Raw genomic sequence first — 12081 nt, forward strand, 5'->3', positions numbered from 1 at the left:
TATCCCAGTGATGTTAATTCTTGTAATTTGGCATCTCTTTTGAGACATTAGGATTATCTTCCGGAATTAATTGTTGATTTAAATTTTTATTTTTTTTCAACGCGTCGCGAATAAGTTCATCAGTAAGCACCAAATGCGCATTTATGATATCACAAAAGAGAATAGAGGTATACATGGCTTCTCCATAAGCGGCTTTATCGGTGTTTAAAGTAAATCCATCTTGCGTGATATTTGTAAGTGTTCCACGAAATTTTCGGCGTCCATCAATTGTTATTTTGGTTTCAATTTTTGCAATATGCCCTTGCCAATGAAAAAAGTCAGATTTTCTTACCAGTGGACGATCAATTCCAGGAGATGAAATTTCTAAATGATATTTGCGTTCAATAACATTTTGCACATCAAGAAGGGGGGAAATAGTTCGACTAATAGTTTCGCAATCTTCTACGGTTATAGAGCCATCAGCTCGTTCAATCATAACCTGAAGTGTTAAACCATTTAGACCAAGAAGTCTTATACGAACTAAACGAAAACCTAAAGGTTTAAGCAACGGTATGACAAGAGCGGCAACGCGTGCTTCGATGCCGTCTTCTTCAAACAGACGTGGTTCGTCAAGATCGCTTATTTTTTCAGCTTCGTTCATACATTTTATCCAAGTCGTTTTCGTCAGCTTTATGACGTTAAAAAAGAGCGGGTCCGAAGGCCCACTCCTCATCATAAGACCAAGAATTTAGTTATTGATACTCTTAAATTCAAAATTTTTCAAGTTGTTTGTAAGAAAAGTGTTTCATCGTTTATTTTTTTATAAAGGTAAGATAGGCAGGTGTTCGTCCTTCGTGTAAAGCTTTTGTTTCATAGCGGGTACCTATCCATATCGGGTAAGGGTTTTTCCAGTCTTCAGGGCTTTCTGCTGTCCACTCAAAGCTACTGTGTTGTGCACAATGGTATAGAGTCCAGTTTACATAACTGTCTATATCACTGACAAAGCGGAATTTTTTTCCTGTTTTAAGAATGCGAGCAAAGCGGTCAAGATTTTTTATGTTGATGAAACGTCGTTTCCAATGTTTCTTTTTAGGCCACGGATCAGGATAGAAAAGGTCTATTCCATCAAGTGATGCATTTGGGAGCCAATCAAGGAGGTGTATGGCATCATCATTATAAAAGCGAATATGGCTTTGATGCTGTTTATGCTGCTCAAGAGACATTAGCATTTTTGCCATGCCATTAATAAAGGGTTCTACGCCAATAAAACCAGTTTGTGGAAAATGTTCCATTTCATGAAGCAAATGTTCACCTCCACCAAAACCAATTTCAAGTCGGACTTCTCTCACTTTACTGGGAAATAACGATGTTAAATCTAAGGGTGGAAGGGTATTTAAATCAATGTTAAGAGTTGGGAGAAGCGTTTTTATACGTGCAAGCTGACTGTTTCGTAGCCGCTTTCCTTGTCTGCGACCAAAAAAGGCTTTACGCGTACGTGCGTTATGGTCAATCATGGTAATTTAATCATTGTTTGAAGTGTTTTAATCAGATCAGTTTTTTCCCATGAAAACGAACCATCACGTTTGGGTTTACGTCCAAAATGACCATAGGCGGCTGTTTTTTTATAAATAGGTTTATTGAGGTCAAGATGTTTTCGAATGCCCGTCGGTGAAAGATCCATTATTTTTCGGATAGCTACTTCAAGAATTTTTTCATCGACTTTTCCTGTTCCATGGAGATTAAGATAAATGGATAAAGGTTGTGCAATGCCAATTGCGTAGGAGAGTTGAATGGTGCACCGTTCCGCTAAATCAGCTGCAACAATATTCTTAGCTAGATAGCGTGCAGCATAAGCTGCAGAACGATCAACTTTTGTTGTATCTTTGCCTGAAAAAGCTCCTCCCCCATGGGGTGCTGCGCCTCCATAAGTGTCAACGATAATTTTGCGCCCCGTTAATCCGGCATCGCTTTGAGGGCCACCGATGACAAATTTTCCTGTTGGATTAATATACCAACTGCATTGAGCAGAAATGGGAATATCATGTAAAGCTTGACGAATATAAGGCTCAACCACTGCACGTACCGTATTGGAATCCCAACTTTCATCTAAATGTTGCGTCGAAAGAACAATGGATGTTACCTCTATAGGCTTTCCATTTTTATACCGTATTGTTACTTGGCTTTTGGCATCTGGTCCTAATTTTCCAGTATCTCCTTCCTTTTTATGGCGAGCTGCTGCAAGAAGTTTAAGAATTTTATGTGCATAATAAATTGGTGCAGGCATGAGATCGGGTGTTTCACGGCAAGCATATCCAAACATAATACCCTGATCACCTGCTCCTTCTTCACCATGCCGATCCGTAGCGTTATCAACTCCGCGTGCAATGTCAGTTGATTGAGGACGTAGAAGAACATCAATTTTAACAGTTTTCCAATGAAAGCCTACTTGTTCATAACCAATTGCACGAATAGCACGGCGTGCTACTGCACGAAAACGAGTGGGATTAATGAGTGGGGAGCCAGTTTTATCGTAGACAAATTCTCTATTTTTATTTCTTTTTAAGAGTGTATCGGGAACACGCACCTCACCAGCGATAACGACACGATTGACACTTACTAAGGTCTCACAAGCGATTCGCACTAACCAGGGATCAGTACCGGTTTTTTGAGCTTCTTTATAAATCATATCAACGATTTCATCGGAAATACGATCGCAAATTTTGTCAGGGTGCCCTTCCGATACCGATTCACTCGTAAAAAGATAATCTTGATGCGGCATAGGAACTCCTTCAAAAAAGAAAACCAACAGTTTATTAATTGTCTATTAAAGCTGTTCCTATTTGCCAATCCCGTGCCAAATCGTCAATGCTGATTTATAAGATGAATGAGAAAAGATGTAATTTTTTATTTTATAACTTGTTTGTCATATCTTCTTCAGAAAGTGCTTTTGCCAAGTCAATAATTTTTCGACGCACCTTAGCATCAGATATATTAGTGAAAGCGCGCATAAGCTGGATTCCTTCACTGCTAGAGCAAAAATCCATAAAGTTGTTGTCGCTTTCAGCAAACCCTTCTACATGCTGTGTATTGATGCCTTTATCAAAAAAATAAGAAACGGGAACGTCCATAATTTCCGCAATTGCTTGAAGACGGCTTGCACCAATACGGTTTGTACCTTTTTCATATTTTTGGATTTGCTGGAAAGTGATGCCTAGTTTTTCACCTAGTTTTTCTTGAGTAAGCCCTAAAATATTACGACGTAAACGAATACGGGTTCCAACATAGATATCTATAGGATCAGGTTTTTTTCTAGTCTCGGTCATAATGCAACTCTTTATTTCCAGCACTCCGCTTCTAAACCAGCATCAGATTTATGTGATGTTGGTTTATCATATAATTAATATAATATATAACATTTCTTCCCAATATTACTGGTATACTAAACGTAATACCGTAGTATAGGGCATCCGATCACTTAAGCTGTTTTGTAGAACTAAAACCGACGTAACACAATAGCATAAGAATGAATAAGATGAAAGTAGAGAATATTCTGTATTCATTGCTCCATATGGGGAAAATGGGTGATGGAATCGGTGAATCAATAATGCCAACAGCATTTTGCTGGAGAGCTACAACGATTCGTCCATAAGAATCAATAACAGCCGATATTCCATTATTGGCTGCTCGTATGAGGGGAGTTCCCAGTTCAACGGCACGGAGCTGCGCTTGTTGAAGATGTTGATATGGGCCGGGTGTTACGCCAAACCATGCATCATTTGTAACATTAATGATTGCTTGAGGAGAGGGGCCTTTAAAAGTCATTTCATTGGGAAATATTATTTCATAACAAATCAGCGGAAGATAAGAAAATCCGTTTGGCATTGTGACAGTTTTACGCACACTCGCAGCAGTATATCCACCAATATTATCAGCAAGGGCACGCAGTCCAATTTTTTTCAATAAATTCTTATAAGGAAGATATTCACCAAAAGGAACTAAGTGAAGTTTATCAGAAGTATTTAAAATATTACCTTTAGCATTAATGACTGCAATTGTATTAAAGTATTGTGTTCGTGCATTAGATGGATCATCGCTAGCATGCACGGCACCAATAATAGCCCATTGTTTGGGTTTTAGAAGAGAGGCAATGCGCATTGTGGTAGCAGAGTTATCATAGAGAAGGTAAGGAACAGATGCTTCAGGCCATATGATAAAGTCGGGTTCTGGATTATTATCAGCTGTTGGCGTTGCAGTCAGATGCAGATGAGTGTTAAATATAGCTTCTCGTTCAGTATCGTGCAATTTTATGTTTTGCGGGATAGAAGGCTGAACAATACGCACCCAATAATTACTTTTTTTATAATCAGTTGTATTAGGCACGGTATTGAGACGGTAAAATCCAAAACCACTGTGGACTAATATAAGCGATAAGCAAAGAGAAAGTGCGAATTTCTTTTTTTCATTCGTTAATAAAACAGTTGGTAAACTATAGACTAAGACAGAAAGAATATTCATTCCATAAAGTCCCACGACTGCATCAGACTGCATGAGCATCGGAGTTGGCATAGCCGTATAAGCAAGAGCATTCCATGGAAAACCTGTGAATAAGATTGAACGCAACCACTCTGCTAGTCCCAGAGAAAAGGCTAAGACAAAGAAGCGTGCTATTCCTTTTGTCCATAATAAACTGACAATGAAACCAGAAAAAAACCAATAAAGAGAGAGGTAGAGGGGAGGGCCTAAAATGGCAAACGGCACTGCCCAACCAAAAGAATCTGGATCTGTCAACAAAGCATTAGATAGCCACCAAAGGCCGCAAATAAAATAACTAAAGCCAAATATTCCGCAGCTTAGAGCATAGGTGAGAAAGCGCTTTGTATTGTTTTGGATGGTATGTATTGAGTCAAGTAAAACAATAAAGATAGGGAAAGTTAAAAAGCAGAGAGGTGTCAAATAAAAGGGTGGAAGTGCAAAAGAAGTAAATGCACCACATAAAAACACCCACATTTGCCGCTTCCAGCCGGTAACAGAAAACAAGAAAAGTATGAAATTTCTTAAAAGCATTTGGCTATTTTTTAAAGATGGCATTGTTCTCAAAGTTCTCATTTTCGGAAATGCGAAAAATGCGTAATCGCTTAATCCGACGTTTATCAGCTTCTAAAATACGAAATCCATAGCCAGGTATGGCTTCAACAACTTCACCTTTTGCAGGAATACGATCAAGAATGGAGACAATCAAACCACCAATAGTATCGACTTCATCACCATATTCCCCTATGATAAAGTCAGGACCAAGAGCTTTCTCCACATCTTCTAGTTCGGTTCTTGCGTCAACAAGCCATTTATTATTGGGTTCGCGCACGATAGCATTGTTGACATTGTCATGTTCATCTTCGATATCACCAACGACCAATTCGACGATATCTTCCATAGAAATTAGACCATCTGTGCCACCATGTTCATCAATAACCAAAGCCATTTGCGTTCGTGTGGTTTGCATACGTGTTAGTAATTTGCTTGCCAACATGGAACCAGGAACAAAGAGAACTGTTCGAATCAAATCCAACTCACCAATTGGGGTGTGCAAATCTGTATGGTTTAACTGAAGCAAATCGGACTTCTGCTCGGGTTGGGTTGAGTTGATAATAAAGCGAGTCATATAATTAAGGATATCGCGAATATGAATCATTCCTCGTGGGTCATCTAAAGTTTCAGCATAGACAGGTACGCGAGAATGTCCGATTTTTGCAAAACATTTAAGGGCTTCTCCAAGTGGGGTGTTGATTTCCAATGCTTCGATTTCAGAACGTGGAATCATAACATCATCAACGCGTGCTTCACGTAAGCGTAAGATATTATGCAGCATAGTGCGTTCTTCAGGTGAGAAGAGAGCTGTGTCTTTTTCATTGTCAGTCGTGAGTGCAACGGTAAGATCATCACGCAGTGACGTATAATTGCGACCACGTAAGAACGAAAACAAGTGATTCATCAGGGAGTATTTTTCCGTATGATTTGCCTGTTGAAAGGTATGTTCTTCAATATTAGAAGATGTTTGACTGTTATTTGGTGGATGTATTTTGTTTGCCATGGTTTTAAAATATTCTAAACTTTCCTTTTATAATCGAGGCATAAGAGGTTTTAAATTGTATGATGGTAATATTGATTTAAAAAATTCATTTTTATCATTTTAAGACAATTCAGTATAGGGATCTTTTATGGAAAGCTTTTGGAGAATTTCTCTTTCAAGCTTTTCCATCTCAAGGGCTTCTTCATCTGTTTCGTGATTATAGCCGAGAAGGTGGAGAACACCATGAACAATCATATGTGTCAAATGATCTTGAAATAATTTTCCCTCTTTTTTTGCTTCAAGTACAACAGTTTCTTGCGCAATAATAATATCGCCGAGCATAAGTCCAGGAGTTTCTCCAACTTTAAGTGGAAAAGCAGGAAAGGACAATACATTGGTGGGTTTGTTTTTATTGCGCCATTGCGCATTGATCTGTGCCATATGTTTGTCATCTGTAAAAAGTAGGCTGACTTCGCTTGCAATATTTCCCAATGAAAGGTGATGTATCGTCACTGTTAATGCTTTTTCAGTGATATTATAAAGCATTTTCTCATCATTCCACCCGGGGCTTTTAATAGTTATATCAATAGTAATCATGACAAATTGAATTCATTCTTTTGATGGAATGCTTGAGGATGGCATTTCTTTAATTTGTATAACAGAATCATAATCATAAGCACGGACGATAGCAGCAACAAGGGGATGGCGTACAACATCTTTTTCATCAAAACGAATGATTGCAATATTTTCTACGTGTGAGAGAATGCGCATTGCTTCGATTAAACCTGATTTTTGTCCGGTAGGCAAATCAATTTGGCTTATATCACCTGTGACAATCATACGTGTTCCTTCTCCAAGACGTGTGAGGAACATTTTCATTTGCATAGGTGTAGTATTTTGCGCCTCATCAAGAATGACAGCTGCATGCGCAAGTGTTCTCCCACGCATGAAAGCAAGAGGAGCAATTTCTATGACACCAGAAGCTAAAATGCGCTCTACTTTCTCGGCGGGAATCATATCATAAAGGGCATCGTAAAGTGGACGTAAATACGGATCGACTTTTTCTTTGAGGTCACCCGGAAGAAAGCCAAGATGCTCTCCAGCCTCAACGGCGGGACGTGAGAGGATAATTCGTTCAATGATGCCACGTTCTAAGAGCATTGAAGCATGAGCAACAGCAAGATATGTTTTACCTGTTCCTGCTGGTCCTACACCAAAAACAAGTTCACTACGGTCCATTGCACGTATATAAGCATCTTGTGTTGGGGTTCGAGCATGGATTGTTTTTTTATGGGTATTTAATCGTGCGGGGATACGTTTTTGGGCAGATTGGGTTGTTGTTGGCGCTTCTTGCTGTTCCCGTAGCAAATTTGCCATGGCAATCGCTCCTTCTGTATCTGATAAAGTGAGCTCTTTATGTACCTTAGCATATTCATAAAGTTGCTGTAATATATATTGTGCGTGTTTTACAGCAGCAATATTTCCACGGATTAAAACTTCATTACCGCGCGGATGAATGCTAAGTCCGAGTTTTTGTTCGATATAAGCAAGATTTTCGTCGAGTTTACCAAAAACCGCTTTCGCATATTTATTGTTTTCAAAAATTAAAACAACATGGGTAATATCTGATGCGCTTGCTTTTCCCAAGATATCAGTATTTTCAGGGTAAGCATTCACTTTTTTGGTTGAAGTGTTCAACCTATTCTCCCACATCTACACAAGTGTTGCACACTTTCTTGAATATACTGTATAAAAGACAACTTATTTTTCATCAAGTACAAGCTTTAGATGTAATCGTTTTCTTTAAAAATAAAAGAGCTTTCTAAAATCTATGTTGCAAAAAAGACATTAGAGGCATGTTTATACATTTGCCGTTTCACCGATAAAACTGTTTGAGCTTGCATTTTTAATATGAATGGTCATCACGGTGCCCATAGAGACCTCTGTGTCCACTACAACAGGTAAAAGCCAAGGTGAGCGACCTACCATTTGCCCTGAATGACGCCCAGCTTTTTCAATGAGAACGTCAGTTGTTTGACCAATTTTAGAACGCAAAAACGCGTTTTGCTGCTCAAGAAGAAGAACTTGCAAACGTTGAAGTCGAGCATCTTTTACAGCTTCATCAACATGATTTTTCATTGTGGCGCCAATTGTTCCAGGACGAGGCGAATACTTGAAAGAATAGGCTGAGCTGTATTGTACTTGTTGAATGAGTTTAACGGTTTTTTCAAAGTCTTCATCTGTCTCTCCTGGAAATCCTACAATGAAGTCACCTGAAAAAGCAATATCGGGTCGTGCGGTACGAATTTTTTCGATCAGATGAAGGTAATGAACGCTTTTGTGTTGGCGGTTCATTGCTTTTAAGATGCGATCTGAACCCGATTGAACAGGGAGATGCAGATAAGGCATCAATATGTCAAGGTCTCGATGCGCGGCAATAAGGCTGTCATCCATATCTCGTGGATGGCTTGTTGTGTAACGTAGACGCTTTAAACCATCTAGTTTAGCGAGATGATAGAGAAGATCACCAAGACGCCAAGTTTTGCCATTAGCACTTTGTCCGTGCCAACCATTTACATTTTGTCCAAGGAGCGTAATTTCTTTGACACCAGCTTCAATGAGTTGGCGAGCTTCTTCGGTAATTTGCTCAACAGATCGTGACATTTCGGCGCCGCGTGTGTAGGGAACAACACAAAAAGTACAAAATTTATCGCAGCCTTCCTGCACTGTTAAAAATGCACTAACGCCACGTTTTCTTACAGCACGTTTATTGTGAGGCGCTAAATAAGAAAATTTATCTTCAACAGCATAGTCTGTTTCGACGATTTTTTTCCCCTGTTTTGCTTTTTCTAACAAGTCTGGCAAGCGATGATACATTTGCGGACCAATGACAAGATCCACCGTTGGAGCACGGCGTAGGATTTCACTTCCTTCAGCTTGTGCAACACAACCGGTTACGCCGACTATCAGTGGCTTATCAGGCGTACGCTCTTGACGCATTACTCGTAGGCGACCAAGATCAGAATAAAGCTTTTCTGCTGCTTTTTCACGGATATGACAGGTATTCACGAGAATAAGGTCAGCGTCATTTGGTGTTTCTGTCGTAACATAACCTTGTGAACTGAGGCTATCCGTCATTCGTTGACTGTCATAAACATTCATTTGACACCCATAGGTTTTGATAAAAACCTTTTTAGGAGCATCAGGAGACTTATTTTTAGGATTTACTTTATTCATAGCGCATGTCTAAATGTTTTTTACGCAAATCTCAATCTATTTGCTTAAAAGTTTTTTGCATAATGATAGCATCTCCACGGCTATTTTTTGATTGGTAGTAGGCAAGGCGTTTAGAGATTTTTTGAAATTCAAAACGATGATAAAGGTTCAAAGCAGAAAGATTCGTTTCTTCTACCTCTAGAAATAATTTTATAGTGTGTTCATGATGAAGATGGCGAAGTGTGCTATCAATAAGCAAGGAACCAATTCCTTGTCGACGAAAATGAGGGTGGACAGCAATTGTGATGATTTCTGCTTCATCAAGAATGAGACGGCAAAGGCAAAACCCTAAAATTTGATCAGGTTGACCAATGAGAGAGGCTTTGTACCCGAAAACAGATTGATCTTGCAGGAAATTATCAAAAGCTTGTTTTTCCCAAGAAGGGACAAAACAATGCTGATGAATTTGAGGAAGGAAAGCGCTATCATCAGTTTGTAACGGAGAAATCCAAAAATGCTTTTTTTTCAATGAAAACTTAGACATTATTTTTTTCGAGGTAAAGCAAAACCGGTTTGTTGTTTTGCGTCAGCATTGCGTAAATAGAGTGGATAGGGTGGATTTTGTGGTTGTTTGTTTGCAGAAAGATGGGCATAGGTTACAATATCAGCCGCCTCGCAGAGGCTTTGATCTCGTACGATTTTTCTGTTTATCTTATTGTTTTTAATGTGTCGCGCAACGATATCAGCTGCTGGACCGGTTAGTCTCGTTTGTTGTGGTAAATCTTCGATAATATTTTCAATTGTTTTTAAGCCAGGTGTTCCTAAAGGTGTGAGGTCTTCATTGAAGTTTTGATGGTAAAACATGTCTCTTCCGGCTTCAATGACAACGGTGACTGCTGCAGTATTTTTATTGGTTGTTGTTTGTGCTGCTAATGCTTCAAGTGCACTTACTCCAATAGCTGGTATTTCAAGCGCTAGTGCCAAAGCCCGTGCTGTTGAAACACCGACACGCACACCAGTAAATGATCCAGGTCCGATATTAACAGCAATACGATCAATTTGATTAAGAGTAATATTGGTCTGGTCAGTTATTTGTGCAATGTGCCCAATAAGTTTTTCGGCATGTCCTTTGTTCATGCGTTCGCTTATGCGCGCAACGACAGTTTTATGACGAATGAGTGCGACAGCGCAATAAATTGAAGCAGTGTCTATAGCAAGGATAAGCATAAAAAATATCTTAGTTGAATAATATGATAAACAAAAGGTTAGCTGTGTTTTTTAGTCCATTTATTTTGTTGGTGCATTTTGCAATATTTTAAGAAGGTTGCTAGTGCTAATAAGCAACAATATCTCTTTTATTGAATACGGTGGTGTTGATTTGATCCTCACTGTATCTTGTGCACACATAGTGAGTAAAAGAAGTTTGAAAGAGAGAAACCATGAGATAACGTTGTTTTCCCAATAAGAGCATATTTTGTAAGCCTTTTGTAAAAACTTGACTTTTGTTAGAGCAGATAAAATAAAAAAGAGGCATTGTTTTTTGATGAATTTGTATTTTTCTATCATGCGGTTCAGTTGCAAGCAATTATGTGCTGAAAAAGCTAATTTAACAAGCAGTTAACAGTTTGCTACTTAATTAAAGCGCATTCGATTTTTTGTATAAAATTATGAGGAAGTTTTTGGAGTTTAAATCTAATTTTATGAGAGAGCGGCTTCAATATTGGCAAGTTTTTGAGTTGATTGCATGCTATGTTAGAAAAAGCAAAAATATTTGAGAGTTCACATTTCACAATGTTATATGGTTTAGATCAATCAATTTTTCATGATATTGCTGCAAACGCCAAAGATAAGGGAGCATGTTGAAGCCAAAAGAATACGCTACCTGCTTTTTTGATGAGCGAATATCAACGTCTAATTCTAATGCTGATATTGAAATGATAGTGAATAACTGAGAAATAAATCTAATGGGGTTGGGAGCTGTTTCAGGAATAAAATCATTTGAGCAGATCAGCATTATAATAATAAAACCAATGATAAACCATGGGATGAGGGTGTGCCAACGTAAGCGTGTTTGTGCTGATTGGTGATAGATGTGACAGAGCAAAAAAATAGAGCTCAAAATTAAAACTAAAACTCGCACCAATTTAACAACTGTTTCAATTTGAACACTCACAAAAGAGACAGGTGCTGTTGCTGATAAAATCTGTGGTACAGTATAAATAACCATGCCAGTAAGCACACCGTCACCGTCTTGGCTAAATGACAAATTTAAAAGTAGAAGTAAAATAGTAAAAAACCCTAAAAGAGCAGTAAAAGCAATTTATGCAACCACCTCTTTGTGTTTTGCTTTTATGACAGGTGCAACGGCGACGACAGTTGAATTGCCACAAATAGCATTCCTGCAAGCAATTAGCGTTGCTAAATTCGTAAAAATTCCAAAAAGTCGGCTGATGATAAAGCTGAGGATAATCACTACAAATATAATGAATACGATGCTAGCAAGCAAATTCTAACCGGCTAAAAGAACTGCGTTAATCTAACACTTGTTCCCAGAAAAACAATAGCAATTTCGAGGAGTATTTTTTGTACAAAAAGTTATACCTTTTTGAAAATATGTTGGCAAAGTAAAACAACTACAGGGAGTGGAATCTAAAAGAGTTGCCAAAACAAGGTTTTCAAGCCACACTTCCGCGAAAAGCTGTTTTTCTATGACTTCTAAACTATAAGCTAAGGAGACATGAGTAAACATGTTAGCATACCAGAATCAAAGTCGTTTAAAAATGAAAGATTTGTCTTTATCATTTTAATATTCCCCCATA

The 12081-nt window shown here is 38.5% G+C and carries 11 protein-coding genes and 1 pseudogene; all 12 read right to left on the bottom strand.

What is annotated here, in order from left to right:
- Nucleotides 1–13: 13 nt before the first annotated feature.
- The 12 genes and pseudogenes from rimP to V3564_RS00635 all read right to left on the bottom strand — a co-directional run bounded on the left by rimP (nucleotide 14) and on the right by V3564_RS00635 (nucleotide 12064).
- Nucleotides 14–640, bottom strand: a complete 627-nt coding sequence (rimP, locus tag V3564_RS00580; protein WP_455480928.1) for a ribosome maturation factor RimP — start codon at nucleotides 638–640, stop codon at nucleotides 14–16.
- Between the two features lie 151 nt (nucleotides 641–791).
- A complete protein-coding gene (locus V3564_RS00585; RefSeq protein WP_455480929.1) occupies nucleotides 792–1493 on the bottom strand; it encodes a tRNA (guanine(46)-N(7))-methyltransferase TrmB in 702 nt (233 codons plus the stop codon).
- On the bottom strand, nucleotides 1490–2758 hold the full coding sequence (gene metK / locus V3564_RS00590) for a methionine adenosyltransferase (protein ID WP_455480930.1): 1269 nt from the start codon (nucleotides 2756–2758) through the stop codon (nucleotides 1490–1492). Before metK ends, V3564_RS00585 begins: the two co-directional genes overlap by 4 nt.
- Before the next feature lie 130 nt (nucleotides 2759–2888).
- Nucleotides 2889–3302, bottom strand: coding sequence for a helix-turn-helix domain-containing protein (locus V3564_RS00595; protein WP_455480931.1), 414 nt, complete (start codon nucleotides 3300–3302; stop codon nucleotides 2889–2891).
- Between the two features lie 148 nt (nucleotides 3303–3450).
- Nucleotides 3451–5085, bottom strand: coding sequence for an apolipoprotein N-acyltransferase (gene lnt / locus V3564_RS00600; RefSeq protein WP_455480932.1), 1635 nt, complete (start codon nucleotides 5083–5085; stop codon nucleotides 3451–3453).
- Nucleotides 5048–6067: a hemolysin family protein gene (locus tag V3564_RS00605; RefSeq protein WP_455480933.1), complete on the bottom strand. Its 1020-nt coding sequence runs from the start codon at nucleotides 6065–6067 to the stop codon at nucleotides 5048–5050. The genes lnt and V3564_RS00605 overlap by 38 nt, the downstream gene beginning before the upstream one ends.
- A 99-nt stretch (nucleotides 6068–6166) precedes the next feature.
- A complete protein-coding gene (gene ybeY, locus V3564_RS00610) occupies nucleotides 6167–6643 on the bottom strand; it encodes an rRNA maturation RNase YbeY (protein ID WP_455480934.1) in 477 nt (158 codons plus the stop codon).
- Nucleotides 6644–6655: 12 nt separating this feature from the next.
- The gene (locus tag V3564_RS00615; RefSeq protein WP_455480935.1) at nucleotides 6656–7744 is read right to left on the bottom strand and encodes a PhoH family protein; all 1089 of its coding nucleotides are present in this window, start codon (nucleotides 7742–7744) and stop codon (nucleotides 6656–6658) included.
- A gap of 162 nt (nucleotides 7745–7906) precedes the next feature.
- Nucleotides 7907–9283, bottom strand: coding sequence for a tRNA (N6-isopentenyl adenosine(37)-C2)-methylthiotransferase MiaB (gene miaB / locus V3564_RS00620; protein WP_455480936.1), 1377 nt, complete (start codon nucleotides 9281–9283; stop codon nucleotides 7907–7909).
- A 31-nt stretch (nucleotides 9284–9314) separates the two neighbouring features.
- The gene (gene rimI, locus V3564_RS00625; protein WP_455480937.1) at nucleotides 9315–9806 is read right to left on the bottom strand and encodes a ribosomal protein S18-alanine N-acetyltransferase; all 492 of its coding nucleotides are present in this window, start codon (nucleotides 9804–9806) and stop codon (nucleotides 9315–9317) included.
- Complete coding sequence (tsaB, locus tag V3564_RS00630) at nucleotides 9806–10489, bottom strand: tRNA (adenosine(37)-N6)-threonylcarbamoyltransferase complex dimerization subunit type 1 TsaB (protein WP_455480938.1); 684 nt, start codon at nucleotides 10487–10489, stop codon at nucleotides 9806–9808. The genes rimI and tsaB overlap by 1 nt, the downstream gene beginning before the upstream one ends.
- Nucleotides 10490–11048: 559 nt before the next feature.
- Nucleotides 11049–12064 (bottom strand): annotated as a pseudogene (locus tag V3564_RS00635) (putative sulfate exporter family transporter).
- Between the last annotated feature and the right edge of the window lie 17 nt (nucleotides 12065–12081).

The sequence above is a fragment of the Bartonella sp. B12(2025) genome (assembly GCF_053795135.1).

Excerpts from the sequence above, each read along its gene's own strand:
- ybeY (WP_455480934.1), bottom strand. The coding sequence starts at position 6,643 with ATGATTACTATTGATATAACTATTAAAAGCCCCGGGTGGAATGATGAG.
- V3564_RS00595 (WP_455480931.1), bottom strand. The coding sequence starts at position 3,302 with ATGACCGAGACTAGAAAAAAACCTGATCCTATAGATATCTATGTTGGA.
- metK (WP_455480930.1), bottom strand. The coding sequence starts at position 2,758 with ATGCCGCATCAAGATTATCTTTTTACGAGTGAATCGGTATCGGAAGGG.
- V3564_RS00605 (WP_455480933.1), bottom strand. The coding sequence starts at position 6,067 with ATGGCAAACAAAATACATCCACCAAATAACAGTCAAACATCTTCTAAT.
- lnt (WP_455480932.1), bottom strand. The coding sequence starts at position 5,085 with ATGAGAACTTTGAGAACAATGCCATCTTTAAAAAATAGCCAAATGCTT.
- tsaB (WP_455480938.1), bottom strand. The coding sequence starts at position 10,489 with ATGCTTATCCTTGCTATAGACACTGCTTCAATTTATTGCGCTGTCGCA.
- rimI (WP_455480937.1), bottom strand. The coding sequence starts at position 9,806 with ATGTCTAAGTTTTCATTGAAAAAAAAGCATTTTTGGATTTCTCCGTTA.
- rimP (WP_455480928.1), bottom strand. The coding sequence starts at position 640 with ATGAACGAAGCTGAAAAAATAAGCGATCTTGACGAACCACGTCTGTTT.
- miaB (WP_455480936.1), bottom strand. The coding sequence starts at position 9,283 with ATGAATAAAGTAAATCCTAAAAATAAGTCTCCTGATGCTCCTAAAAAG.
- V3564_RS00585 (WP_455480929.1), bottom strand. The coding sequence starts at position 1,493 with ATGATTGACCATAACGCACGTACGCGTAAAGCCTTTTTTGGTCGCAGA.